Source organism: Campylobacter showae CC57C (assembly GCF_000344295.2).
GTDB classification, from domain to species: domain Bacteria; phylum Campylobacterota; class Campylobacteria; order Campylobacterales; family Campylobacteraceae; genus Campylobacter_A; species Campylobacter_A showae_B.
Genome location: NZ_AOTD01000257.1, coordinates 1 through 24,317 on the forward strand (window position 1 = coordinate 1; position 24,317 = coordinate 24,317).

General features: G+C 45.6%; 26 protein-coding genes. 5 read left to right on the plus strand and 21 right to left on the minus strand.

Annotated features, from left to right (window positions below):
• Window positions 1-53: 53 nt before the first annotated feature.
• On the plus strand, window positions 54-728 hold the full coding sequence (queC, locus tag H740_RS10435) for a 7-cyano-7-deazaguanine synthase QueC (protein ID WP_034958021.1): 675 nt from the start codon (window positions 54-56) through the stop codon (window positions 726-728).
• A 364-nt stretch (window positions 729-1,092) separates the two neighbouring features.
• On the opposite strand, the gene H740_RS10440 is transcribed toward queC, so the two are convergent.
• Genes H740_RS10440 through mobB form a run of 5 tightly spaced genes read right to left on the minus strand, consistent with a single transcriptional unit; the run spans window position 1,093 to window position 5,592 of the window.
• Window positions 1,093-2,100: a hypothetical protein gene (locus H740_RS10440; protein ID WP_002953724.1), complete on the minus strand. Its 1,008-nt coding sequence runs from the start codon at window positions 2,098-2,100 to the stop codon at window positions 1,093-1,095.
• Between the two features lie 6 nt (window positions 2,101-2,106).
• Window positions 2,107-4,026, minus strand: coding sequence for a methionine--tRNA ligase (gene metG / locus H740_RS10445; protein WP_002953725.1), 1,920 nt, complete (start codon window positions 4,024-4,026; stop codon window positions 2,107-2,109).
• 17 nt (window positions 4,027-4,043) lie between these two features.
• Window positions 4,044-4,262 (minus strand): hypothetical protein, encoded by a 219-nt coding sequence (locus H740_RS10450; protein ID WP_002953726.1) that lies wholly within the window; start codon window positions 4,260-4,262, stop codon window positions 4,044-4,046.
• Entirely contained in the window at window positions 4,259-5,113 is an 855-nt protein-coding gene (locus H740_RS10455) for a class 1 fructose-bisphosphatase (protein ID WP_002953727.1), read from the minus strand. Before H740_RS10455 ends, H740_RS10450 begins: the two co-directional genes overlap by 4 nt.
• Window positions 5,110-5,592, minus strand: a complete 483-nt coding sequence (mobB, locus tag H740_RS10460) for a molybdopterin-guanine dinucleotide biosynthesis protein B (RefSeq protein WP_002953728.1) — start codon at window positions 5,590-5,592, stop codon at window positions 5,110-5,112. Before mobB ends, H740_RS10455 begins: the two co-directional genes overlap by 4 nt.
• Before the next feature lie 101 nt (window positions 5,593-5,693).
• Between mobB and H740_RS10465 the strand changes: the two genes are divergently transcribed.
• On the plus strand, window positions 5,694-6,188 hold the full coding sequence (locus H740_RS10465; RefSeq protein WP_034958022.1) for a hypothetical protein: 495 nt from the start codon (window positions 5,694-5,696) through the stop codon (window positions 6,186-6,188).
• On the opposite strand, the gene H740_RS10470 is transcribed toward H740_RS10465, so the two are convergent.
• From H740_RS10470 to gltX, 3 genes are read right to left on the minus strand one after another with little or no spacing between them, the layout of a single operon-like run.
• Window positions 6,088-7,725, minus strand: coding sequence for a lytic transglycosylase domain-containing protein (locus H740_RS10470; protein WP_002953730.1), 1,638 nt, complete (start codon window positions 7,723-7,725; stop codon window positions 6,088-6,090). The genes H740_RS10465 and H740_RS10470 overlap by 101 nt on opposite strands.
• Window positions 7,709-7,996: a YggT family protein gene (locus H740_RS10475; protein ID WP_002953731.1), complete on the minus strand. Its 288-nt coding sequence runs from the start codon at window positions 7,994-7,996 to the stop codon at window positions 7,709-7,711. The genes H740_RS10470 and H740_RS10475 overlap by 17 nt, the downstream gene beginning before the upstream one ends.
• On the minus strand, window positions 7,993-9,294 hold the full coding sequence (gene gltX / locus H740_RS10480) for a glutamate--tRNA ligase (RefSeq protein ID WP_002953732.1): 1,302 nt from the start codon (window positions 9,292-9,294) through the stop codon (window positions 7,993-7,995). The genes H740_RS10475 and gltX overlap by 4 nt, the downstream gene beginning before the upstream one ends.
• Window positions 9,295-9,419: 125 nt before the next feature.
• Here gltX and mscL point away from each other — a divergent pair, with 125 nt between their 5' ends.
• Both mscL and H740_RS10490 read left to right on the plus strand, forming a co-directional pair.
• Complete coding sequence (gene mscL, locus H740_RS10485) at window positions 9,420-9,827, plus strand: large-conductance mechanosensitive channel protein MscL (protein ID WP_002953734.1); 408 nt, start codon at window positions 9,420-9,422, stop codon at window positions 9,825-9,827.
• A 9-nt stretch (window positions 9,828-9,836) separates the two neighbouring features.
• Window positions 9,837-10,475 (plus strand): Crp/Fnr family transcriptional regulator, encoded by a 639-nt coding sequence (locus H740_RS10490; protein WP_002953735.1) that lies wholly within the window; start codon window positions 9,837-9,839, stop codon window positions 10,473-10,475.
• Window positions 10,476-10,592: 117 nt separating this feature from the next.
• Here H740_RS10490 and mrdA read toward each other — a convergent pair whose 3' ends face one another.
• From mrdA to H740_RS10555, 13 genes are all read right to left on the minus strand, one after another.
• Window positions 10,593-12,437, minus strand: a complete 1,845-nt coding sequence (gene mrdA / locus H740_RS10495) for a penicillin-binding protein 2 (protein ID WP_002953736.1) — start codon at window positions 12,435-12,437, stop codon at window positions 10,593-10,595.
• A complete protein-coding gene (locus tag H740_RS10500) occupies window positions 12,434-12,919 on the minus strand; it encodes a hypothetical protein (protein WP_002953737.1) in 486 nt (161 codons plus the stop codon). Before H740_RS10500 ends, mrdA begins: the two co-directional genes overlap by 4 nt.
• Window positions 12,920-13,055: 136 nt before the next feature.
• Complete coding sequence (gene yihA / locus H740_RS10505; protein WP_002953738.1) at window positions 13,056-13,679, minus strand: ribosome biogenesis GTP-binding protein YihA/YsxC; 624 nt, start codon at window positions 13,677-13,679, stop codon at window positions 13,056-13,058.
• Window positions 13,676-14,149, minus strand: a complete 474-nt coding sequence (lptA, locus tag H740_RS10510) for a lipopolysaccharide transport periplasmic protein LptA (protein ID WP_002953739.1) — start codon at window positions 14,147-14,149, stop codon at window positions 13,676-13,678. Before lptA ends, yihA begins: the two co-directional genes overlap by 4 nt.
• A complete protein-coding gene (gene lptC, locus H740_RS10515) occupies window positions 14,125-14,649 on the minus strand; it encodes an LPS export ABC transporter periplasmic protein LptC (RefSeq protein WP_002953740.1) in 525 nt (174 codons plus the stop codon). The genes lptA and lptC overlap by 25 nt, the downstream gene beginning before the upstream one ends.
• Window positions 14,640-15,128, minus strand: coding sequence for a KdsC family phosphatase (locus H740_RS10520; RefSeq protein WP_002953742.1), 489 nt, complete (start codon window positions 15,126-15,128; stop codon window positions 14,640-14,642). Before H740_RS10520 ends, lptC begins: the two co-directional genes overlap by 10 nt.
• Complete coding sequence (hisB, locus tag H740_RS10525) at window positions 15,125-15,688, minus strand: imidazoleglycerol-phosphate dehydratase HisB (protein WP_002953744.1); 564 nt, start codon at window positions 15,686-15,688, stop codon at window positions 15,125-15,127. The genes H740_RS10520 and hisB overlap by 4 nt, the downstream gene beginning before the upstream one ends.
• Before the next feature lies 1 nt (window position 15,689).
• Window positions 15,690-16,562 (minus strand): septal ring lytic transglycosylase RlpA family protein, encoded by an 873-nt coding sequence (locus tag H740_RS10530; protein ID WP_002953745.1) that lies wholly within the window; start codon window positions 16,560-16,562, stop codon window positions 15,690-15,692.
• Entirely contained in the window at window positions 16,546-17,757 is a 1,212-nt protein-coding gene (locus H740_RS10535) for a lytic transglycosylase domain-containing protein (protein WP_002953746.1), read from the minus strand. Before H740_RS10535 ends, H740_RS10530 begins: the two co-directional genes overlap by 17 nt.
• 12 nt (window positions 17,758-17,769) lie before the next feature.
• Complete coding sequence (locus H740_RS10540; protein ID WP_034958032.1) at window positions 17,770-18,555, minus strand: TatD family hydrolase; 786 nt, start codon at window positions 18,553-18,555, stop codon at window positions 17,770-17,772.
• Window positions 18,555-19,808 carry a diguanylate cyclase gene (locus H740_RS10545; RefSeq protein WP_002953748.1) on the minus strand — a complete coding sequence of 418 codons (1,254 nt, stop codon included), beginning with the start codon at window positions 19,806-19,808 and terminating at the stop codon, window positions 18,555-18,557. Before H740_RS10545 ends, H740_RS10540 begins: the two co-directional genes overlap by 1 nt.
• Before the next feature lie 71 nt (window positions 19,809-19,879).
• Window positions 19,880-21,403 carry an AAA family ATPase gene (locus tag H740_RS10550; protein ID WP_002953749.1) on the minus strand — a complete coding sequence of 508 codons (1,524 nt, stop codon included), beginning with the start codon at window positions 21,401-21,403 and terminating at the stop codon, window positions 19,880-19,882.
• Entirely contained in the window at window positions 21,396-22,289 is an 894-nt protein-coding gene (locus H740_RS10555) for an NAD(+) kinase (protein ID WP_034958035.1), read from the minus strand. The genes H740_RS10550 and H740_RS10555 overlap by 8 nt, the downstream gene beginning before the upstream one ends.
• Before the next feature lie 93 nt (window positions 22,290-22,382).
• Between H740_RS10555 and aspS the strand changes: the two genes are divergently transcribed.
• On the plus strand, window positions 22,383-24,134 hold the full coding sequence (gene aspS / locus H740_RS10560; protein ID WP_002953751.1) for an aspartate--tRNA ligase: 1,752 nt from the start codon (window positions 22,383-22,385) through the stop codon (window positions 24,132-24,134).
• Window positions 24,135-24,317 lie beyond the last annotated feature (183 nt).

Consider the following 24,317-nt stretch of genomic DNA (forward strand, 5'->3'; position numbering starts at 1 on the left):
TAAATCCAACGAAGTATAAACCAAAAAGACGAGCAAACAAGAAAAGGATAAAAATGGTAAAGAAAGCAGTTTGCATAATGAGCGGCGGCATGGACAGCACCCTTTGCGCCGTCCTCGCCAAGCGCGCAGGCTACGAGATCATCGCGCTGCATTTTGACTACGGGCAGCGCACGATGAAGCGCGAAAAGATAGCGTTTGAGCAGATCTGCGAGCGTATCGGCGCGCTAAAAAAGGTAAATTTAGACGCTCATTTCATAGCAGACATCGGCGGTAACGCACTAACGGACGAGAGCCTCGCCATCCGCAAAGACGGTGCCAAAGCCGACACTCCTAGCACCTACGTGCCGTTTCGTAACGGCATCTTTATCAGCATCGCCGCCGCGCTAGCCGAAAAAGAAGGCGCGCAGGCGCTATATATCGGCATCGTCGAGGAGGACGGCTCGGGCTACCCCGACTGTACGGCGGACTTTATCGCCAAAATAGAAAGCGCCGTAAATGCCGGCACCTCAAAGGACTTTAGTCTGCGAATCGTCACGCCGCTAGTAAATTTAAGCAAGGCTGACATCGTGCGCAAGTCGCTGGAGGCTGGCTCACCGCTAGAGCTAACATGGAGCTGCTACGAGCGCGAGGACGAGGCCTGCGGCGAATGCGACAGCTGCCGCCTAAGACTGAGAGGATTTGAGCTTGCAGGCGAAAAAGACAGGATAAAGTACGTAAATTTGAAGTGAAATTTGCCGCGTATGGATCTGTGTGCAAATTTAGCAAATTTACCCGTCAAAACGCGCCCGCAGTTCTACGGCCGTTTTTGTTCGTCAAATTTGATCGCGGCGGCTGGTTTATGGATTATGTACGACGGGCGTTTGCTTCAAGATCAGCCAAAAATAAAACATTTTATTGCAAATGCGCTCACATTTGCGTCGTTACGCTAACCACATACACCAAAGCCACGGCACGCTTTGTAGGAATTTGGATTAAGCATTTTTGCCCGTCAAATTTAACGGCAAATTTGCGATTATAAAGCGGATAGCTTCAAAGATTAGGCTAAATTTGCAGTAGATAAAGCCGTCAAGCTCAGCGCCAAATTTGAGCTTTTTATAAAATTTCGCCGAACAAATCAGGTTCTGGCGAGCTCAAATTTAGCATCGCCTCAAGCTCCTCTTTTTGGCATTTAACGAGCGCGTAGTGAAAATTTGAAAGATTTTTTAGCTCGGCAAGATCCTTAAACCTCATCGTAGCCGCCGCGCTTTCCGCAAAATCCTCAGGCACACAGATCTCGATGCCGCCGCTAAAATTTCGCGCTAAAAATGCCGCTTCCATATCAAAAAGCTCATCGTCGCTCTCTGCGATAAAAGCCTGAGAGCTCGCACCAAAAGGAACGACGCGAAAATTTTTATTTATAAAAACGGGCTCAAAATGCCCTAAATTTCGCGTGTCGCCAAGCTTAAAAGAAAAGCCCGCGCGGATCAAATACTTTAAAAGTCCGCAAAGATAGTGCGTGAAAACTTTTGGGAAATTTAAGTTTGGATAGTAAACGCCCTCGCAAACGACACTCGAGGCAAACAGCGAGCCGCCCTGCGCACAAACCGCGTCTACGTCGCTAAAAACGGTGTCGTATAGCGGCGCGATCTTGGATAAAATTTTAAGATCGTCCGTGAAAAATAGATCCTCCGCACCCGCTTTCATTATCCTTATAAAAAGCCGCGTCGCATCCTCTGGCAGCAAGCCGGCTGCGTTGCCATCAGCGTTTTTACCCAGACTCATGCGCGAGAGCAAGGCCTTTTGTACGGGATTAACAGAGCAAAATTTGAGATTTTTGTAGCTGGCCTCAAAGCGCATTAGCCGCATCAGCGCGGCGCTGAGGCTATCGACCTTGATAAAAGCGACCTCTGGATCGATAACCTCGCATCTTTGCTCGACGAGCACGGCATAGGCGCCGTTTGCGACAGCCGCGGCTATCTCGTCCGCGCCGGTTCCAAGCCCGATGTAAGCATAGCCCTGGCGCACGTTCTTGCTCTCAAACGCAAAGCCCTCTACGGCGCTGACGCTTGGCTTGTTTAGCGCTTCGCCGTTGATGAGGCGCCTTAGGTTTTCGATATTCACGCCGTTTTAGCCTATTTCTGAGCCGTTTTTGACCGCAGCCATAGGCGCGATGAGGCACAGCGACCCGTCCTCGGCGCTAAGGATCATGCCCTCTGATATGTGACCGAAAATTTTAGCCGGTTTTAGGTTTGCCAGTACGCAGACCTGCTTGCCGACGAGATCCGCCGGAGCGTAAAATTTGGCTATGCCCGATAAAATTTGACGCGGCTGCTCTTCGCCCAGATCGATCTTAAATTTAAGCAGCTTCTCGCTGCCTTCGATATTTGAGCACTCAAGCACGGTGCCTACTTTTATGACGCATTTTTTAAAGTCGTCGATTTTTATCTTCGCGTCCGATTTTTCTTGCGGCGCGGCGGCGGTTTTGACCGGTTCGCTCACGCTCGGTACCGCGGTAGCCATCAGCTCTTTTTCGATTTTTGGGAAAAGCGGCTGCGTTTTTTGCGCTTTGAAGTCCAAAATTTCGTTGTTTAGAATGATTTTTTTATAAGTAGCCGTCGAGATCTCAAAGCCTAGCGTCTGCGCGATCTTTTCGCAGGTTTTTGGCATCGCGGGGCTTAACAAGACGGCCACGCGAGCCAGCAGGTTCGCGCACAGCGACACGAGCGCGTTTGCTTCGTCTTTTTTGCCGTTTTTCATTAGGTTCCACGGCTCAAACTTAGCTATGCTCGCGTTTGCAAGCGTTAGCGCCTTAAAGAGCTCCTCGAGGTAGCGGTTTGTGGCGAAACTCTCTAAATTTTTGATAGCGTTTTGCAGGTATTCGTTACCGCTATCTAAAACCTCGCCGTAAAATTTGCGTAAATTTTCGCCATTTATCTCAAAGTCCGAGTATTTTTCGCTCATGCCCACTATACGGCTTAAAAGATTGCCAAGATCATTGCTAAGCTCGGAGTTTATGCGCTCGATCATCGCTTTTTGCGAAAAGTCGCCGTCCTGCCCAAACGGCACTTCGCGTAGCATAAAGTAGCGGAAATTTTCCAGCCCGTACGCGTCTGCGACCTCGCTTGGGTTGATGACGTTGCCTTTACTTTTGCTCATCTTTTCGCCGTCTCTCGTCCACCAGCCGTGAGCTGCGACGCAGCGAGGCAGAGGCAGATCAAGGCTCATCAAAAAGGCCGGCCAGTAAACTGCGTGAAAGCGCAAAATATCCTTGCCCACGACATGCGTAGCACCCTTCCAGTAGTTCATCTTATCATCGCCGCGCGTGTAGCCAAGCGTGCTAAGGTAGTTGATGAGCGCGTCCAGCCAGACATACATCACGTGTCTTGGCTCGTTTAGGCTCGCAGGCAGCTTGATACCCCACTCAAAGCTCGTGCGCGTGATCGAGAGGTCGCGCAGACCGCCTTTTACGAAGCTCACGACCTCGTTTTTCTTGCCGCGCGGCACGATACAGTCCTCGTTCTCCTCGTACCATTTTAGCAGCGCATCTTGGTATTTTGATAGTTTGAAAAAATAGCTCTCCTCTTTGACCAAATTTGTCGGCCTGCCGCAGTCCGGACACCTCTCATCCTCTAAAAGCTGCGTCTGCGTAAAAAAACTCTCGCAGCTAACGCAGTAGTACCCTTCGTACTCGCCCTTGTAGATATCGCCTTTTTGATACATTTTAAGAAATGCGTTTTGCGCCGTAAGCTTATGATAGTCATCGGTCGTGCGGATAAAATGATCGTAGCTGATCTCAAATTTATCCCACAGCTCCCTAAATTTCGCGCTTATCTCATCGGCGTAGGCTTGCGGCGTGTAGCCCTTTTTTGCGGCGGCTTGCTCGATCTTTTGCCCGTGCTCGTCGGTACCAGTCATAAAATACGTATCATCGCCCTTTAGCCTCGCAAATCTCGCCATCGTATCCGCGATCACGGTCGTGTAGGCGTGTCCGATGTGCGGCACGTCGTTTACGTAATAAATCGGAGTCGTAATATAAGTCGTGTTCATATCTTTCCTTTTTAAATTTAAAAATCAAATCCGCCGCCGTCGCCTTTAGACATCGAGCTATATACGGCATCTACATAGTTTTTGCGGGTTTTGCACTCAAACATCGCCTCGCAGATAAAGCACGAGTTTAGCCCCTTTTCGCGCTGACAAGCTTGTAAAATTTCTCTTTGGCGATCAAGCTCCAGCTCAAATTCGTCCTTCTGAGCTACGTCATGCTCCACGACATGCTCGCTCATTTCGCGCTTCCGTAAAATTTATGCAGTAAATTTATCTCGTCTTTGGAGCCAAAAAAGCAAGGCGTGGTTTGGTGGATTTTTTCCACTTTCATATCAAAAAGCGTTGCCAAGTATCCGTCGCTAGTCGCACCGCCCGCGCGCTCGTAGATAAATGCAAACGGTAGCACCTCAAATAGCGCTCTTAGCTTGCCCTTTGGCGCATCCGTCGTGGCAGGATAACTAAACAGCCCGCCGCCTTTTAGTAAAATTTGATGCAGGTCGCTCACCATGGCGCCCGAGTATCTGAGGCGATACCCCTGCAAAAACAGCTCGCGGATAAATTTAGCGTGAGTTTCGCTCCAGCCCTTTTGCATAGCACCCGTGGCGTTTAGTTTGCCTTTTTGCGCAAGCGCTAGATTTTTGATAAATTTAAACTCGCCGTCCCTGCCAAGGCGGTAAAGCACCGGAGCCGTCCCCTCCTCGCAAAGCACGAGCTCCAGACGCGGGCCGTAAACGACGTAGGCTGCGGCTTTTAGATTTTGCGGCGTTAGCTCATTTTCGAAAATGCAAAAAATCGAGCCGATGGAAAAATTTACATCCACTAGGCTAGAGCCGTCTAGCGGATCGTAGGCGACGATAAATTTCGAGCTCTCGTTTAGCGCCAGCATATCCTCTTTTTCTTCGCTAACGAGCGCTTTTACGTAGGCTAAATTTGAAAACTCCGCCGTGATGATCTCGTCGCTTCTCACGTCTAGCTTTAGCTGCGTATCGCCCGTGGCGTTAGCGTGATCAGTGTAGCCTAGATCGGCGTACTTTATCTCTTCGCCGATTTTTACGGCGATCTTTTTAATCGTTTCGAAAATTTCGTTCATTTTAACACCTTTGCATTTTTTAGTATCCACTCGCAGATGGCCTGCGTGTCGTCTAGATCGAAGTTTGGCTTGTCTATGATGTAGTCTTTTTGATAGCTTGCGATCGCGTTTGAAAAGCTAAGATAATCCTCGTTTATCTCATCCTTAAATACGCTAATGCGCGGAAGCGGCAGAGTCTTTAAGCCCTCGACTAGTAGCAAATCAAACTCACCCGCCATAGCCACGACGTCGTCCACGCTCTTGCTCTCCTGCGAGAAAAAGGTCGTGCGCGTCGGACTCATGACCGCGACCTCGGCGCCTATTTGAGCAAATTTATAGCTATCCTTGCCCTCGACGTCAAATCTCGCCTTGTCGCCCGGGTCGTGCTTGATGATCACGACTTTTAGTCCGTCATCGATAAATTTTTTAGCAACCTTTAAAATAAGCGTGGTTTTACCGCTATTTGAAGGTCCGGAAAACGCCATCGCCGCTTTTTTCATTTTTCTCCGAATTTTTGAAATTTACGCGGATTATAGCAAATTTAGGCTTTTTAAAAGCAAAATTTATCTAAAATAAGGCCAAATTTAGCGAGGTTTTTAAAATGAAAAAGAGCGTATTTTTTTTAAGTTTTATGTTGGCGCTAGTCGGATGCGCGGATAAAAAATATATCCACGAACCGTTAAAAAACGAACTTTTAGCCTACACAAGCAAGTCTGAGATCATAGATGCCGATACGAATATCCTAATCGTAGCAACCTATCTAAACCCAATCTATAGCGAGCTAATCGATGAACAAAAAAGAGAGAAATTCGTCGTGGCCGTGCATCCCAAAGAAGCTAAAATTTTAGACGAGAGCTTTAGCGCAAACGGCTCGCAGCGAGGCATCATGGTTAGACGCCTGACCGCCAACGATCCGCTTTTAGAAAAAGTGAGCTTTGAGGTGCCGTGGGCTCAGTATTTTGAGGTCAGTACACCAGAAATCTCAAGCGATAAAATCAATCTTGATTTCGAAATTTATCCGTCAAAGAAGGCGTCTTTAAGCTTTCAAAAAGTGTCGAAATCGATGTACTGGAACGGACAATCCCTAGGTAAATAATATAGTTTGCGAGCACCTTTTTGCCGTAGTCTCGGCTCTCGGCAAAGGGCACTAGCTCCATGGATAAAAACGGCTCATACTCGCCCTCGTTAAAAAGGTCGCCTCGCTGAAGCATTTTCTTAGTAAAGCCTATACCGCCGTTATACGCGTAAGCAACAAAAAGCGGATGGTAGAGGTATTTCTCCAAATAATTTAGATGATGATCTGCAAATTTTAGCGCAAGGCGCGGATCAAACATGTCGTCTTGGTCGAAATTTGGGATTTGCAGCTCTTTTTTGCCGATATGGTTAGCCAAAAACGGCATAAACTGCATCATACCAAGCGCATAAGAGGTCGAGATGACGGCTGGGATAAAGCGGCTTTCTTGCCTGCCGATCGCATAAAGAAGCGCTTTTCTAGTCGCGTTTACGTCCTCTAGCTCGTCAACAAACGGCATGACGAAGTAACTATCTTTGTAGCCGCTTGCCTTTTCCATCAGGTAGGCGTACTGACCTAGCGTCTCTTTGGTGTTAAAAGTCTCGGAGTGTTTTGCGGCATCCTCGGCGCTCATCTCTTTTATCATTTTAAACGTCTTTTGCCATAAAAACGGATCTTTTATATCGTAGTTAGCCACCTTTTCTTTGGTAGGCGTCGGAGTGACGATGTTTACGGCGGGACTTGCACCCGTTAGTTCGTTTGCGTATAGGGTATAGATATTTACGTCGCGGCTTTGATTTAGCTTATCAAGATAGCTTCTGTCCTTACTCAGCAGATATAGCCAAAATACTGCGTTATCCTTTCGGTCTTGCCTATCAAAGGCAGCCTCGGCTCTAGTAAAAAACCTCGCCGCGTCTTTTGGCGAATTTAACAAAACCGCGTTTATGCCGAGCATAAAGGCATCCTTGCCCTCAAGCTCAGTTTCTTTTATCGCTAGAAAATTTTGTCTAAATTTAGCCGATTTTTTATCGATTATCAAATCGTTTGCCAGAGCGTGAAATTCCTTTTTCGTCGCGAGCGAATTTATAAAATTTGCGTCAAATGCCTTGTCGAATTTATCCTTGTGCGAGGACTGGTTAAAATAAACCAAAAACGCGTCCGTATCGTTAAATTTGGCAAATTTATCCTCAGGGTGCTTTTCGTTTAGCGCGCTCAAGCGGCGGTAAAGAAGCGGATCGGAGTCTTTAAATTTATCCGCCAGCTTTTGTCTCGTCTCCTTTTTTAGCTTCATCATAAAAGGTACTCTGAGGCGCTGTTTTTGGCAGGTTACGTTTGCATCTAGGATATTTTTCGCGCTTACGCCGTCGCACTCGCTTTTTACTTTTTTGGGCGGCAAAATCTCAGCCAGTTTCTTTGCCAGTACGCCCACTCGGCGAAAGACGTCTTTGTTTAAAATTTGCACCTGCTCCTTGGTGTAGTCACCTTCGGTTAAAAGGCGGTAAAAGTAGTAATCCTTGGCAAGCCCCCTAGGCTCGTCTTTTATCTCCTCAAAACTCTTAACTCCGCCAAATGCCGCCGCCGCAAAAATCGCGGGCAGGATAAATTTAAGCAGCGTACGCAAACATAAGCCTTACGAAAAATCTATCTATAAACTGAAGCGACAAAAGCACGATAATAGGCGCTATATCTATACCGCCAAAAACCGTCGGTATCACGCGGCGGATAGCGGCATAGACGGGCTCGGTGAGGCGGTGGAGCAGCTGCACGATGGGATTATAGGGATCGGGGCGCACCCAGCTTATGATCGCGGCGCCTATAATGATCCACGTGTAGGCGCTGATAATGATACGCAAGATACTGCCGACTGCTTCTAAAAATACCGAAAATATCATAGTAAAATTTCCTTTAGATACGGTTTGATGAGCGGATATAGCTCGCTAAGCTCAGGGCCGTGTTCGGCACCCGTGAGCAAAATCCTAAGCGGCATAAAAAAGCCTTTGCCTTTTAGGCCTGTCACGTCCATGAGAGCTTTTTTTAGCTCGTTAAATTCATCAAATTCGCTCAAATTTAACGAAGTTGCGGCGGCTTTTATCGCCTCGCAACCCGCCTTAAACTCATCTGGGATAAATTTGGTCGCGAAAATTGCATCGACCTTGGCCTTTATCTCGGTTAGCAGGCTGCTTTCTTGAGTGTAAAATCTAGCTATCGCGGCAAATTCTGGTTTTATGCCAATTAGCGCGGCTAGTCGCTCGTCGCTTGCTCTTTTTATATGCTCGCGGTTGATGTGCTCAAGCTGCTTGACGTCAAATTTGGCCGGAGACGCCGAAACCTTCGAGATATCAAACCACTGCGCCGCCTCCTCGATCGTAAAGATTTCAACCGGCGCCTTGTAACCAAGAGAAACGATGTAGTTTGCGATGGCTTCTGGCATAAAGCCTTGCGAGAGCAGCCATTTTACGCTACTTTCGTTCTCGCGTTTGCTCATTTTTTTGCCCTCTACGTTTAGGATGATAGGCAGGTGAGCGTAGTTTATCTTTTGCGTATAGCCTAGGCCTTCGCGGATTAGGTCTTGCTTTGGCGTGTTGCTGACGTGATCCTCGCCGCGGATGACGAACGTAACGCCCTCTAGCATATCATCGACCGCGCAGGCGAAGTTATAAGTCGGTGTAAAATCAGCCCGCATAATCACAAAACTATCGACGTTTTCAGGCTCGAAACTTATCTCGCCCTTTATCGCGTCTTTAAATTTCATCGTGCTTAGCGGTTTTTTCATACGCACGACGAAAGGTTTTTGGTTGTTTAGCACTTCATTATCACTTAGGTGCTCGCAAGTTCCGTCGTAGCGGTAGGCTTCGCCTCTAGCCTTTGCGGCTTCTTTTTTAGCTTCTAGCTCGCTTTCGGTGCAAAAGCACGAAAAAGCCTTTTTATCTATCAAAAGCTTTGCCGCAAATTCGCGGTGAAATTTCAAATTTTTACTCTGATAATAAAGCGTGTCCCATTTGATGCCAAAAAGCTCCAAAATTTCCAAAATTTCCTTATCTTTTCCAGGGATATTGCGCTCCCTATCGGTATCCTCGATGCGGATGATAAAGCCGCTTTTATCCTGGAGCGAACAGACGTAGTTTAGGATCGCAACCCTTAAATTTCCCAGATGCATATCGCCTGTCGGCGACGGCGCAAAACGATACATTTTTGTTTCCTTATTGATTTTTAGGGGCGATTATAGCATTTTAAGCATTTAACTTGGCTTTTTTATCTTTTGTGAAGCTAAAATAAATATAATTGATATCTAATTTTAAAATGCAAAGGAAAAACATGAGTTTCGTTAAGGAATTTAAAGAATTCGCGATGCGCGGTAACGTCATCGACATGGCTGTGGGTGTCGTAATCGGAGGCGCCTTTGGCAAGATCGTTAGCTCGCTAGTGGGCGACGTTATCATGCCAATCGTAGGCGTACTAACCGGTGGCGTAAATTTTACGGATTTAAAATTTACACTAAAAGACGCGGTCGGCGATACGGCTGCCGTAACCGTAAACTACGGCTCGTTTATACAAACGATGGTCGATTTTACGATTATCGCGTTTTGCATTTTCTGCGTCGTTAAAGCTATAAATTCGCTCAAAAAACCAAAAGCAGAGGAGCCAAAAGCCGAAGAGCCTGCGCCGATACCTGCGGACGTCGCGCTTCTAACCGAGATCAGAGATCTTTTAAAAAATAAATAAGAACGGCAAATGCTAGAGCAAATCCCGTTTTTTCAGGGGCTAAACGAGGCCGAGCTAAAAAGGCTAGAAGATATCAGCATCCTAAAAAAGTATAAAAAGGGTGAGTTTTTATTTATGGAGGGCGAGGAGTCAAAGTGGCTCCACCTCCTCATAAAAGGCTCTCTCAAGCTCTATAAAATCGGCCCCAAAGGCAAAGAGATTTTTATGCATCAGTTTAACGGAATTAGCTTCGTAGCAGAGCTTGCCAACTTTGAAAATATCAAATTTCCGGCGACGGCGATATTTTTAACAGGCGGTGAGGTGCTAAAAATCGACTACGATAAATTTTACGCCGAGTTTTTATCAAATCCGCGCGTATCGCTGCAAATCATCAAATCGCTCTCACAAAAGCTAAAAATCGCAAGCGAGCTGATACATCAAGAGCTCGTGCTAAACTCCGAGGCCAAGGTCGCAAGCTTTCTCGTTAACCACGCCGACCTTTTTAATGAGCTAAAACATATCAAAATCGCCTCCATCCTAAACATCACTCCAGAGACCTTTTCAAGGATCTTGGCGAAATTTAAAACCCAAAATTTGATCGAACTAGACGCAAATAATAAAATCGTAAATATCTCTACAAACGAGCTTTCGGAGATGTTTGAGGGATAAATTCGGCTTGCCGGTTTTGTAAATTTAACTCAAATTTTACTTCGCGAATAATCCGCTAGAATTTTAGAAATTTGATCAAATTTGACATCATTTAACGCCGAATTTAAACGCGGAATTTTAATTTTTCTTCTTTTGTGCAGCTTCGGTATCTGCCAGCGAAGTGATTTCGTATTTTTTATCGATATAACCCATTTCAAGAAGCTTGTTAAAAATTTTAGCCGTGAGAGGTCCGGCAGCCAGACCGCCGTGTCCGCCGTGCTCAATGATAACGGTAACGGCATATCTAGGCTCTTCGTACGGCCCGTAGGTCGTGACCCATGCGTGCGAGCGGCGCAAATACTCCATGTCCTCTTCTTTCATACGCTTTTTTTCGGCCTGCGAGATACCCACAACCTGTGCGGTACCCGTTTTTGCCGCTAGCGTGAGTTTTGCCTCTTTAAAATACTTATGCGCTGTGCCTTTTTTGTGATTTACGACCTCGTACATCGCTCTTTGGACGTACGGTAGCTGCTTTTTCTCAAACGGCGTGAGGATATCATCGGCAGGCTCAAATTTAACCTCCTCGCCGTTTACGCTGCGTAAAAAATGCGGAACGATATTTTTACCCGTCGCTAGTATGCCCGTATAGCGCACCACCTGCATCGGCGTCACTAGGAAGTTGCCCTGCCCAATCGAAGTAATGAGCGTCTCGCCCTGATACCACGGCTGAGCGTATTTTTGTATCTTCCACTCGCGTCCGGGCACGATACCGACAAATTCGTTAGGCAGATCCACTCCGCTTTTCTGCCCGAAACCCAGCCGCTCTAAAACCGGCGAAATGGCGTCTATGCCGACTTTTAAGCTGCCTTTATAAAAATAATCGTCGCAGCTCTCGCGGATGGCCGAATTCATATCCATAAAGCCGTGTCCGTAGACGTTCCAGCAGCGAAAATTTCGCCCCCCAAGCTCAAATGAGCCCGAGCAAAAATACCCATCGGAGCGGTTCATCTTGCCAGTATCTAAAAACGCCATCGCCACGCCCATTTTTATAACCGAGCCCGGCGGATAAAGGCCGTTTACGAGTTTGTTTGTGAATGGATGATCAATGCTTTTAACGAGCTCGTCCCACTTAGCCTGCGATAGCCCCGTAACGAACGGGTTTAAATCATACTCTGGGAAGCTGCCAGCAGCCAGTATCGAGCCGTCCCTTACGTCCATCACGATGATAACGCCCGCGTTATCGCCGAAAATTTCCTCTATGTATTTTTGCATCTCAAGGTCGATCGTGAGCGAGATGTCCGAGCTTTGTGGGTAGCTCACGGATATCTCCTCGACCTCCTGATTTAGCGCATTTACTTTTACCTTTCGTACGCCCTCTTGCCCCTGCAAGACGGAGTTATAAAAGCGCTCCGTGCCGCTTCTACCCGTGTGATTGGTTAGCTTTGCGACGGGATCGGACTCGACGTCTTGCTGATTTGCGCGGCCGACGTAGCCGATGATGTGAGAGGCTAGGTTATTGTAGGGATAGTGGCGCTTGGATGCCGGTTTGACCTCCAAATTTTCTCGTAGCGATAGTCCGGCTATACGCGGTATCATCTTGTCGTAATCAATAAAATCGATAATCTGAATAAAATCTTGATTATAAGGGGAGTCAGCCTTGACGTATTCACGCTTTAGTTTTGTGATGTTTAAGTCCTCGAATAAATTTTGCAAATTTGCAAGCTCGGTGTCTAAAATTTCCGCCCTCTTGCCGCTTAAGTGCGGCTTTAACGCGACGGAAAAACCGAGGCGATTTACCGCCATCGGGCGACCTTTGGCGTCTAAAATCAGCCCCCTGACGGGAGCTAGATACTGCGTTTTTACCGCATTTTGCTCGGCGATCTCCTCATAAAAATCGTTTGATTTGACGCTAAGGTAATAAACGCGCACCAGCAAAAGCACCCAGACGCTAAATATAATGCCAAAGACTATGCGCATCCTCATAAGCGCCCCCTAAACAAAATTACCGCTAAAACGGACTCCACGCCGACGTAGATCAGGTATTCGTAGTCAAATTTTAGCATCGGTAAATTTGCCACATAAGAGATAAAAGAGCTCGTCGCGCAGGTCCAAACGTAGCCGCTAGCGACGAATCCGACCGCCAAAAGCTCTCTTGATTTTAGCGTAACGATGAGCCAGTCGGACATAAAATGATAAAAAAGCATAAACGCAATCACCGCCGAAAACAGCGCAAACCCGTGCGCCTGCTCGGCAAAAGTGAGGTAAAATAGACAAAAATACCACTCCTTGCCAAACTCCTTGAGCGTCTTTTGTTTTTGCAAGGTTAGCGTGATCATATAAGTAAAAAATATCCCAATAAGAGGCGGCAGATACGTAAATACGGTCGTTATGCTCTGATAAAACACAAGAAAAGCAACCCAAGCAAGCTGCTTTAAAAATCGCTTCTCCGCGCCAAGTCTTCGCATCGCCGCACTCGTTCGCATAGTTAGAGGTTTTTAACTAAATTTGCAAATTTAGCCTTGGAGTCGCTTAAATTTGTAAATTTAGCTAGAAAATTTGATGGTAAAAATGCCAAAATTTGCCTGCGGCTTTTTGATTTCATTACAGCCCCAGCGCGTTTAGATATATAAGCTCGTTTGCCTTTTCTACGCCTGTTTTTTTAAGTGCCGAAACGAAATGTGCGCCCGGATAGACCTTTAAAACCGCGCTTTTTTGGCTTTGATTTAGCTTGTCTGATTTTGTGAGGAAATTTAAAATCTTTTGATCGGGGCGCAAGAAGCTTTGCAAATAGTCGTTTACGTCTTTATCTATCTGCATATCAAACTGGCGCGAGTCGATGAGATGCACGAAAAGCTTGATGTTGGCTCTAAATTTTAGATATTCGTCAAGATTTTTTCTCCACTGCGCATGCATGCTTTTGGCAACTTTGGCGTATCCAAAGCCCGGCAAATCAACGAAGGTCAAATTTGCCCTCTCCTCGCTTAGCTCGCCTTGCCCGTTTTTGATGCCGCGCGCATACTCGACCTCGAAAAAATTTATGAGGCGCGTTTTGCCCGGCGTGGAGCTGCTTTTGGCTAGGCTTTTTTGGTTTACGAGAACGTTTATTAGGCTACTTTTGCCCACGTTTGAGCGCCCCAGAAACGCTACTTCGCTAGAGTTTGCGGGTGGAGCCAGCGAGATGTCGGGCGCCGAGATAAGAAATTTTGCGTTTAAAACGCGGATCACTTTTTGTCCTCAACCTGGAATATAAATTTGACCGGCTCTTTTTTACCGCTGTTTACGTTATACGTGCCGCTGTTTTGATTGACGGTAATCTTTTCGCCGTAGACTTTTTTATCGCTCTCTATCTCGTGTAAAAATCCGTTGCCGTTTATCGTATATAAATTCGGCGCAGGTTCGTAAACAAGCTCGCTACCGCTACCGTCGTATGTTTTATTTTTGATAAATACTCTAAATTTGGCGTTGCCAGAAGCGACGTATTTGGTTGGATTTTTCTTGGCGTCAAAATAAATAATAACCTTATCCGCCATTAGCACGTCTTTACCTTTGGTGATTTTTACTTTGCCGCTAAATTCACCCATAAATTTACTCTCGTCGGCAAAGAAATTATCGGCGTTAACCTCTACCTGCTCAGCAAACAGCGGTAAAAAGCAAAATACCAGCAGAGTTCCTATCGCCTTTCTTGCTCTATCCATCCTTGAAATCCTTTTATTTTAGTTGTTTTTAAATTTAAATCATAAATTAAACTATTGCCGGTAATTTTATCCCCACTTTGAGTCATAACGAACGGGGTGTTACTGATGGCTATTTTTTTCTTTATATCATAAGTGACTTCATTGGATACAAATTTAAGATTTTCGTTGTTTATGTACCTAACATTATTTTTAAATTTCAATAAATCCTCTTGATAAATCGCCTCATCTGAACTAATGTTATGCTCTTTGTCGCCCCTTATCGCTACACCTTTAAATTTTAAACACTCGTCTCTATCTTCATATCTATTGCATGTATCGGCTTCATATCTGGCGTTTACCATAGTGGCGTTCATCTCGTAGTCCGTGACCGCACTCATCTGCATGCTTGCGCTTACATAGCCGCCGCTTAAAAGATCGCTATAGTAAGGCTCCTCAATCGCCAAATAAACCATCGCCACGCTAAAAATGCTAACGACTAAGTAAAAAATCCTTATAACCAACGCTTAGCCCACTCTTGCATTAAGCCCTCGCTGCGGATAAGTATCTCTATCATCTCGCGCACCGCGCCGTTGCCGCCTTTACAGCTGAGCCTCGTTCTTACTTCAAGCTCTTTTATCGCATTTTTTGGCTTAAAGCTCCATCCGACGCTTTTTAGTAGCTTGTAGTCGTTGTAATCGTCGCCTATAGCCGCAGCATTTTCAAACTCCAGCCCTTCAAATTCCAGTATCTTTTTTGCGGTTGCAAATTTATCGCTAACGCCTTGATAGACGTGCGTTATCTTTAGATCCTGTGCCCTTTTTTCGACGATAGGCGAGCTTCTGCCCGTGATGATCGCGACTTTTTTCCCGAGCTTTAGCCAGCTCTCGATAGCATATCCATCCTTGACGTCAAAAAATTTAAGCTCGTCGCCGTTTGGGCTATAGACGATCTTGCCGTCGGTTAGACAGCCGTCGACGTCTAAAAATATAATCTCTATCATAGCACGCCTTTCGTGCTAGGTACGCCGACTCTGGAGTTTTTAGCTAAAGCTCTTCTTAGCGCGACGGCGCAGGCCTTAAAGCTAGCCTCCAAAATATGATGAGAGTTTCGTCCGCGGATTTTAGCGATATGCAGCGTAATCGCGGCATTAAAAGCCAGAGCCTGGAAAAATTCATTCGCCAGCTCTACGTCAAATTCGCCTACTTTGCCTCCATTTATACTTTCGTATACCAAAAACGGGCGGTTTGAAAGATCAAGGGCGCAGTTTACCGCCGCCTCGTCCATTACCACCGTCGCTTCGCCAAATCTCTCGACTCCGCTAAGCGGATAAATTTTCTCGCGCAAAGCCTGTCCGATAACGATACCCACGTCCTCTACGCTATGATGAAAATCTACGTGCAAATCGCCCTTGCAAACAAGCTTCATATCAAAAAGCGCATGCTTGCAAAAAGCTTCAAGCATATGATCGAAAAATCCTATGCCCGTGTTTATCTCGGCTTTACCGCTACCGTAAATTTCAAGCTCTAGGCTAATATCCGTCTCTTTTGTCTTTCTTTGCATTTTATTCCCTCACGAAAAATGCGCCAGAGATGTGCCCTGCGCTTATGAAGTCTTTTGCTTCCTCTTCGCTCCTAAAGCCACTTATAAATACTCTGTAAATTTTACCGCCGTCAAGCTCGTAGGACTTTATAACGGTATCATAAGAGCCGTTGCCGTATTGTCCCGTGTGCTGCTGCTTAAAGGCATTTGCGCCGCTTAAGTTTTTAAATGCGCCGATTTGCACCATAAAAATACCGCCAACGAAAGTTTGTTGCTGCTGTGGTTGCGCTTTAGTCTGAGTGCCCGGTTTTTGCGAGCCGATAGGTTGTTTTGAACTAGACTGCGAGAACGCTACGACCGCTCCGCCGCCGACATTGCCGTTAAAGCCGACGACCTCTAGTAAAACAGGGGCTGTGCCAGCGTTAAATACATCAAGCTTAACCGCGCCCGTTTTTGACAAATCTATCACGCGCCCTGCCACAAAAGGACCGCGGTCATTTATGCGTACGATTATATTTTTGCCGTTTTTTATATTTGTCACGCGCACCATCGTATTCATCGGTAGAGTCTTGTGCGCCGCCGTCATAGCATGCATATCATATGTCTCTCCGTTTGACGTCTTTTTACCGTGAAAATCCGGACCGTACCAGCTGGCTATACCGCTAGCTCTATCGCCGACTTTTACGACGGTTGGATAGTAAGTTTTACCGTTTATGGTGTATGGGCGCATGGTTGCTTCATGCATGCCCTTTGGGCTATTTATCTTGCCGCTTTTTTTTGTACCGCCGCTACCGGTGATCCCGCCAAACGGCGAAGTCAAAAATGAGCAACCGCTCATAAAAAATACGAAAAATAGACTAAAAAATATAAATTTAGCCCTACTCGGTTGCGGCAAGTTTGGCTCCGATCGAGCTGTTTGAGCTCATAAGCGTATTGGCTTCTTTTATATCCTCAAGCGCTACGTCAAATTTCTGTGAAACTTCTCCGAGAGTATCGCCGCTTTTTACCATGTATTCGGCTAGGTAGTTGACGTTTTGCTCGCTTGGTATGACTAGTTTTTGGTTAGGCTTGATCTCGCTTGAGGCAAGGTCGTTGTACTCTTTTATGATTTTATGATTTACGCCTGTTTTTTGGGCTATAGTTAGCAGCGTGTCGCTTTCTTTGACGGTATAAATCTCAAATTTTCTATTTTGTGCCGCCTCGAAGTTATCGCTGAACATTTTCTTTTTGTTTGATGGAATATAGAGATAATAAGGCTTTTCCGTCGGCGGAGTATAGACGAATTTTAGATGCATATTGTATTCTTTCATCTTTTTTAGGCTAAGTCCTATGCTGTCTCCGACCTCCATCAGCGTTGTGCCGCCCGGGACGTCTATCTTTGATAACTCTATGCCGTTCGTACCGCTTAGAGCCTGAGTTTTAGCAAGCAAATTTTCCTGCTCTTTAGCTATGTGCGCTATGGTTAAAATTTTCTTGACGAATCTTTTCGTCTCTTTTGGGATATAGCTTTTTTTATCGTCTAGTAGTGTAGCTAGATCGGTAGTTCCAGCCTTCCTGATGCCCTCTCTTAGCCTTGCTTCGCCACAGTTATAGGCCATCATCGCAAGATACCATTTGCCAAAGTCGTTTTTTAGGCTTTGTAGATATTTTGTTGCTGCAGCAGTAGCTGCCATGGGGTCTTTTCGCTCATCGGTATACTTATCGACCCTAAGGCCGTAAAGCTTTGCCGTAGACTCCATAAACTGCCAAATCCCGATGGCATTTTTGCTGGAAACTATGTTATTTGAAAACCCGGACTCAGTCATAGCAAGATATAAAAACGACTCCGGGATACCTGAGTCCTTTATCATCTTTTGAAGCATCGGGATGTGTTTGTAGCCGTTTTTGACGGTATTGGTAAACTCTTTTCTCTTACCGTCCTTGATGGAATTTTTTATAGAAGCGTAGTGAGAGCTTTGTAAAAATTTAGCGTCTATGTCGAACTCTTTTAATATCATCTTTTGGGTTTGCTCTGCGTCGTTGCTAGCCGCGGTTGCGAAAAGCCACCCCGTACATGCCAAACACAGCATTATTACTCTAAAGATTTTCATTTTTCTCCTTGATTACGTGTTAAATTTCATAAAGATTTTCTTCGCGTTTTTCGTTGTTATTTCCATTACCTCTTCTTCTTTTAAATTTAAAATCTCAGCCATCTTTACTGCGACCAATCGCGTAAAAGCAGGCTCGTTTCTGCGCCCCCTAAAGGGCTCGGGCGTCAGATACGGCGCATCGGTTTCAAGTAGCAACCTATCTCGCGGGATTTGGGGCAAAATTTGAACCAAATTTTTTGCATTTTTAAAGGTTAAAACCCCACCGATGCCAAAGTAAAATTCGCCCATTTTTGCAAGCTCTAGAAGCAAAGGCGAAGCGTTATAGCAGTGCAAAACCGCTCCAACCAATCTACTTGCATACTCTTTTAAGATATTAAAACTATCTTCGTTTGCATCTCTAATATGCAAAATAACCGGCAAATTTAACTCTATCGCCATATCAAGCTGCGCTCTAAATACGCGCTTTTGTTCCGCTTTTTCAAGCTCTTTTTCGTTTTCGTCCTTAGGCAAGCGGAAGTAATCAAGCCCGCACTCGCCAACGGCAACGCACTTTTCGTCTTTTGCAAATTTACAAAGCATGTCCTTGTCAAATCCATCCTTATCATACGGATGAACTCCGACGGCAAAAAATACATTTTCAAATTCGCGGGTTATTTTAGCCGCTTTTGGTAAATCATTAATATCAGCACCCGGTATCAGCACTCCGCCGACACCGTTTTCTCGGGCATTTGCGATAACTTTTGCGAGATCGTTATCAAAGCTTTCATCGTCCAAATGACAGTGAGTGTCTATTATCATCATGCTATTTCTACCCTATTTCGCCCGTTTTCTTTCGCTCTGTAAAGAGCCTCGTCGGCAAGCTCCAAAAGCTCATCTAATCTATAATCGCTCCTACTAAAGGCCACTCCGATAGAGACAGTAAATTTTATCTGCTCTTTTTTTAGTCGCACCTTGCAGTTTGCGATGCTAGCTCTTAAATTTACGAAAAATTTAACCGCCTCTTCATGCGAGACGTTTTTTAGCACGATACAAAATTCTTCCCCGCCAAATCTCGCTACCAAATCGCCTTTTTTAGTCTCGTCGATCAGCTTTTTGGCTAGCGTCTTTAACGCCCTATCGCCGCCGTCATGACCGTACGTATCGTTTATCTGTTTAAAATGATCGATATCCAGCATCGCCACCGCATAAGGCTCGGCGCGCTCCTCGGCGTAGGCTAAGTATTCGTTCATATCGTCGTAAAAGTACCTTCTATTATAAACGCCCGTCAGGAAGTCCTTATTGGCAAAATCGGCGATTTGATTTATGTTTTCCATCGCTTCGATTAGATTATTTACCCTGCAAATAAGCTCTTCTTTTACAAAAGGTTTAGCGATAAAATCATTCGCTCCGTTTTTCAAAAAGATCGCGCCATTTACGTTTTCGCTCGGACTCGTCATCATCAAAACGCCGATTTGATTTTTATCGCCCGCTGCTCTTATCTCTTTTAGCACCTCAAGGCCGTCTTTTACGGGCATCCTATAGTCGCACAGAATAAGTTTCATGTCGGGATTATCGGCGAAATAACTCATCGCCTCCTCGCCGTGAGCAGCGGTAAATACTTGAAACTGAAGACTAGTTAGGATTTTTTTAAGATTATTTCTAAAAGGCGCCGAATCCTCGGCAACCATTACTTTATATTGTCTATTTTTGCTGAGGCGATTTATTATCTTAAATATATAATTTATATCATCCATATTGCCCTTATAGACGTAATCCACGATATCTTTATGGATAAAACTCTCCCTGGTTGCGTCATCCATGCTACCCGTTAACACAATGCTAGGCAGTCCTTTTGAGATGACGTAGTCCACGATTTCGCCGTTTGGAGCGTCGGGTAAATTTAGATCAAGCAGCGCGATAAAATACTCTTTCGGATCGCTTAAAAAAGCTTGCGCTTCAGCCATAGTGTACGCCACATCGATCTCCATCTCGACTTTATCTTCCATCTTTTTGGCGATCAGTCTAGCTAGCGCTTTGTTGTCTTCTACTATTAAAATTTTATTTTTTTCCATCTATTCTCGTTAAAAAATTTTTTCAAATATACCATTACTTTTCTTTTTTCAACCTAAATTTTAAGCCAAACTTAAACAACCAAAAGCTGGCGAGCAAAATTTATCGCTTCCTCAGTTATGCGTTCGCCACTTATCATACGAGCCAGCTCATTCACGCGCTCCTCGTTTTTTAGCTCCCTTACGTTCGAGGTTTCGCCGCGCTTTTCTACTAGAAAATGCGAATCGGCTTTAGAGCTAAGCTGTGGCTGATGCGAGATAGCAAAAATTTGATAAAATTCAGCCAAATTTAGCAGCACGTTTGCGATGCTCATCGCCTCTTTTCCGCTTAGATTCGCGTCTATTTCATCTAGGATGATGACGCCCTCGCCGCCTCCGGTGATCTTGCTTTCACTCGCGATAAAAGCTAGTCTTAAGCGGTTTAGCTCGCCCGAGCTTAGATTTTTTAGCGCCGTGTCGTTTAGGCTTAAATTTACCTCGTCCCTGCCGGCGAAGTCTAGGGTTTTGCTATTTATCTTTAATGAAATCTCGCTCATATAAAGCTCTTTTAGAAATGAATTTATGAGCGACTCAAGCTCTTTTAAATTTGCCGCGCGAGCTTGGCTGATTTTATCTGCCAGCGCGTTTACCGCAGTTTCGTTTTGCTTAAATTTACGCTCCAGCTCGCTTTTTTCAAAGCTTATATTTTCGTATCTAGCTAGCTCGGCTTTGCGCGTTTTTAGCGTCGCCAGAGCCTCCTCCTCGCCGCCGTAGCGACGCACGAGCGAGTTTATCGCCTCGATGCGGTCTAACACGCCCTCGATATCCACGTCTTCTAGCTCGTCCATGTTTAGATTTTCGCGCGCTACTCGCAGCTCGTTCATCGCCTCTTCAAAAAAGCTGCTGTCAATGTCGCTGATGTTTAGCGCGTCCACTACGGATTGCTCGAAATTAAAAATTTGCTCCGCCCTATTCCACGCTTCTAAAATTTTATCCTTTTTACTCAGGCGCTTTTTTAGCTCCATTAGCTCGTCAAATTCGCCGATTTTCGGGCTCACGCTTTCTATTTTATTAATTTCAAAGGAGGCAAATTCTTTTAGCTCCTCCACTCTTTTTTCTTCGTCGATTATTTTTTTTAGCTCGCGAGAAATTTGGCTAAATTCGTCAAATTTGAGCCTAAATTCGCTAAGCGTTTCGTTAAATTTAGCGTCTTTTTTCGCTTGCAAGGTATCAAGCAAATTTAAAAATCTCTCGTTTTCAAATTCGTTTATTTCCTTTGCGGATAGGTATTTTACGTGCTCTTTAGCGATGCTGGCTAGGTTTTTTTTAGAAACGGCTTGCGAGTTTATAAAGTACCGCGTCGTTTTGTCGCGAAAAAGTTTAAAGGTATTTATCTCCTCGCTCTCTAGGCCAAATTCCTCAAGGTTAAATTTATGCGAGACGTCGGCCTCGATCAGCTTTGCCTCGCTATCTTTTAGCCCTAAAACAGCCATTATCGAGCCCATCAGGACTGATTTGCCAGCACCACTCACGCCCGTAAAGACGCTAAGTCCGCGCCCGAAATTTAACTCGACGTTTTCAAAACTCAAATTTTGCTTTATCAAAATCCGCTCAATCATTATAACCCCAATGCAGCTTTTCTTTTAAAATTTGAAAATAATCTCTCCCGACGTGGCGGATTAGCCGCGCCGTGCTCGCGCTTAGCGTCATACTCACGCTCTCAAGCTCGCCCATTTTATACCGCTCCTGTCCGTCGATAACCAGCACCGCAGCGCTTGAAGTTTTAAATTTGATCTCAAATCCGCGCGGAAGCACGACCGGGCGCTGCGTGAGCGAGTGTGAGCAAACGGGCGTCACCAAAAACACCTCGCTTAGAGGATATGTTATCGCTCCGCCCGCACTCATGTTGTATCCGGTTGATCCAACGGGCGTAGAGACGATGACGCCGTCGCCAAAATACGCGTTAAAGTATTTTTCGTTCCAAAAGGCCTCCACGTGCGTCATAGAGCCCACCTTTTCGCCCACGATTACCGCGTCGTTAAATGCGATTTTGCGTAAAATTTCGCCGCTTTTTTTGTGCAAAAAAACGTCAAGCATAAAAGGAGTTTCGATCTCAAATTTGCCCTCGAAAAACTCGGCGAAAAATTTCTCGCATTCATTCATCGTGATATCGGTCAAAAATCCCAGCCTGCCCGCGTGAATACCTAGCACATATGGCGAAATCTCGGCCGCGTTTCTGCAAAGCGAAATGATCGTGCCGTCGCCTCCCAGCGAAATCAAAAAATCGCACTCATGCGCTATCTCGCAAACCTCAAGTCCTTGTAAATTTGAGCCCTCTTTTAAATTTAAATGTTTAGCCACCGCATTTTCAAACAAAATTTGAACGCCGTAGCGAGCTAAAATTTCGTGCAAAATTCGCGCGTTTTTAACTAAATTTGCATTGATTTTTGCGACTAGACCGACTTTTTTTACCTTAGCCGGAAGTAATAAATTCTCTTTTTTCATAGAGCGGATTTTATCACATTTTGTTTTAAAAAAGCTGGGAAAAAGCAAATTTCTAGTATAATGGGCGCGTTAAAAACAGCAAAAGGAGTGAAAATGCGTAGCCATTACTGCACTGATTTAAGCAGTGCCGACATAGGCAAAGAAGTTACGCTTTGCGGCTGGGTAAACACCTACCGCGACCACGGCGGCGTTATATTTTTGGACCTGCGCGATCGCACGGGACTGATCCAGATCGTCTGCGATCCTGCAGACAGCAAGAGCTCTCACGAGGCGGCATCGCATGTTCGCGACGAGTACGTTCTAAGGATAAAAGGCAAAGTCCGCGCTCGCGGCGAAGGCCTAGTAAATCCGCGCCTAAAAACGGGCGAGATCGAAGTAGTCGCAAACGAAGTGATAGTAGAAAACCCGAGCGAGACGCTACCTTTCGTCATCGGCGACGAGAGCGTAAACGAGGACATCAGACTGAAATATAGATTTTTGGATCTTAGAAACGAGAAACTTCAAAATATCTTTAAAATGCGTTCAAAAGCGGCGATCGCAGCTAGAAACAGCCTAGATAAAATGGGCTTTATCGAGTTTGAAACGCCGATTTTAACGCGCGCTACGCCTGAAGGCGCGAGAGACTATCTAGTGCCTAGCCGCGTATATCCGGGCCAGTTTTATGCCCTGCCGCAAAGTCCGCAGCTTTTTAAGCAGCTTTTGATGTGCTCCGGCTTTGATAAATATTTCCAGATCGCAAAATGCTTCCGCGACGAGGACTTGCGCGCCGATAGACAGCCCGAATTTACGCAGATAGATATCGAGATGAGCTTCATCGAGCAAGAAGATATCCTAAATATGGCCGAAAATATGCTAAAAGACGTATTTGCCGCATGCGGATACGATATCCAAATCCCCTTCCGACGCATGAGCTACAAAGAGGCGACAGAAAGCTACGGTAGCGATAAGCCCGACTTGCGCTACGATCTAAAGATGATCGACGTTATCGACATTTTCGCGCGCTCTAGCAATGAAATCTTTAGCAAAATCGCAACCGAACCTAAGAAAAACCGCATCAAAGCGCTAAAAGTGCCAAACGGCGATAATATCTTTAGCAAGCGCGAGATGAACCGTTTTGAGGAATTCGTCCGCAAATTCGGCGCTCAAGGCCTTGGCTACTTCCAGATGAAAGAGGACGGGCTAAAAGGACCGCTTTGCAAATTTTTCGAGCAAAGCGACCTCGACGAGATCGTAGAGCGCTGCGAGCTAAAAGTGGGCGACGTCGTATTTTTCGGTGCCGGCAAGAAAAAAGTCGTGCTTGACTACATGGGACGATTTAGGATTTTCCTCGCCGAGCAAATGGGCATCATCGACCAAAACAAAATGGAGTTTTTATGGGTGCTTGACTTCCCGATGTTTGAGCAAAACGACGACGGCAGCTACTCAGCTATGCACCATCCGTTTACTATGCCTAAAAACATTGACGAGCCTGATCTCGAGGACATCCTCTCGGTCGCTCACGACGTCGTGCTTAACGGCTATGAGCTTGGCGGTGGTAGCGTGAGAATCCACAAAAACGACGTTCAGCAAAAGGTATTTAAGCTACTTGGTATCGACGAAGCTGAGCAACGCGAGAAATTTGGCTTCTTGCTCGACGCGTTAAGCTTTGGTGCGCCTCCGCACGGCGGTATCGCGATCGGCTTTGATAGGCTAAATATGCTAGTAAACAAAACCAGCTCGATCCGCGACGTCATCGCCTTCCCTAAGACTCAGCGCGCCCAGTGCCCGCTAACCAAGGCGCCTAGCGAAGCTAGCGCGGAGCAGTTAAGGGAGCTAGGGTTAAGGCTGCGAGAAAAAGAAAAATAAATATCGTCTCGCGAGCGTCTTTAAATGAGTTTGAAATTTTGAGGCGGCGGCAGACTATACGTCTAGCCTTGCCCAAAATTTTCTGCACAATATTTAAATCCACCTCACGATACTTCGATTTACGCATTGGTAAAATTTGATACAAAAAGAAGCCGAAGTATTTTGAGATGATTTTTGGGGTTG

What these genes read in the sequence shown, in the direction of transcription:
- queC (WP_034958021.1), top strand. Translation starts at nt 54, where the DNA reads ATGGTAAAGAAAGCAGTTTGCATAATGAGCGGCGGCATGGACAGCACC.
- metG (WP_002953725.1), bottom strand. Translation starts at nt 4,026, where the DNA reads ATGAACACGACTTATATTACGACTCCGATTTATTACGTAAACGACGTG.
- H740_RS10450 (WP_002953726.1), bottom strand. Translation starts at nt 4,262, where the DNA reads ATGAGCGAGCATGTCGTGGAGCATGACGTAGCTCAGAAGGACGAATTT.
- H740_RS10455 (WP_002953727.1), bottom strand. Translation starts at nt 5,113, where the DNA reads ATGAACGAAATTTTCGAAACGATTAAAAAGATCGCCGTAAAAATCGGC.
- mobB (WP_002953728.1), bottom strand. Translation starts at nt 5,592, where the DNA reads ATGAAAAAAGCGGCGATGGCGTTTTCCGGACCTTCAAATAGCGGTAAA.
- H740_RS10465 (WP_034958022.1), top strand. Translation starts at nt 5,694, where the DNA reads ATGAAAAAGAGCGTATTTTTTTTAAGTTTTATGTTGGCGCTAGTCGGA.
- H740_RS10475 (WP_002953731.1), bottom strand. Translation starts at nt 7,996, where the DNA reads ATGATATTTTCGGTATTTTTAGAAGCAGTCGGCAGTATCTTGCGTATC.
- gltX (WP_002953732.1), bottom strand. Translation starts at nt 9,294, where the DNA reads ATGTATCGTTTTGCGCCGTCGCCGACAGGCGATATGCATCTGGGAAAT.
- mscL (WP_002953734.1), top strand. Translation starts at nt 9,420, where the DNA reads ATGAGTTTCGTTAAGGAATTTAAAGAATTCGCGATGCGCGGTAACGTC.
- H740_RS10490 (WP_002953735.1), top strand. Translation starts at nt 9,837, where the DNA reads ATGCTAGAGCAAATCCCGTTTTTTCAGGGGCTAAACGAGGCCGAGCTA.
- mrdA (WP_002953736.1), bottom strand. Translation starts at nt 12,437, where the DNA reads ATGAGGATGCGCATAGTCTTTGGCATTATATTTAGCGTCTGGGTGCTT.
- H740_RS10500 (WP_002953737.1), bottom strand. Translation starts at nt 12,919, where the DNA reads ATGCGAAGACTTGGCGCGGAGAAGCGATTTTTAAAGCAGCTTGCTTGG.
- lptA (WP_002953739.1), bottom strand. Translation starts at nt 14,149, where the DNA reads ATGGATAGAGCAAGAAAGGCGATAGGAACTCTGCTGGTATTTTGCTTT.
- H740_RS10520 (WP_002953742.1), bottom strand. Translation starts at nt 15,128, where the DNA reads ATGATAGAGATTATATTTTTAGACGTCGACGGCTGTCTAACCGACGGC.
- hisB (WP_002953744.1), bottom strand. Translation starts at nt 15,688, where the DNA reads ATGCAAAGAAAGACAAAAGAGACGGATATTAGCCTAGAGCTTGAAATT.
- H740_RS10535 (WP_002953746.1), bottom strand. Translation starts at nt 17,757, where the DNA reads ATGAAAATCTTTAGAGTAATAATGCTGTGTTTGGCATGTACGGGGTGG.
- H740_RS10540 (WP_034958032.1), bottom strand. Translation starts at nt 18,555, where the DNA reads ATGATAATAGACACTCACTGTCATTTGGACGATGAAAGCTTTGATAAC.
- H740_RS10545 (WP_002953748.1), bottom strand. Translation starts at nt 19,808, where the DNA reads ATGGAAAAAAATAAAATTTTAATAGTAGAAGACAACAAAGCGCTAGCT.
- H740_RS10550 (WP_002953749.1), bottom strand. Translation starts at nt 21,403, where the DNA reads ATGATTGAGCGGATTTTGATAAAGCAAAATTTGAGTTTTGAAAACGTC.
- H740_RS10555 (WP_034958035.1), bottom strand. Translation starts at nt 22,289, where the DNA reads ATGAAAAAAGAGAATTTATTACTTCCGGCTAAGGTAAAAAAAGTCGGT.
- aspS (WP_002953751.1), top strand. Translation starts at nt 22,383, where the DNA reads ATGCGTAGCCATTACTGCACTGATTTAAGCAGTGCCGACATAGGCAAA.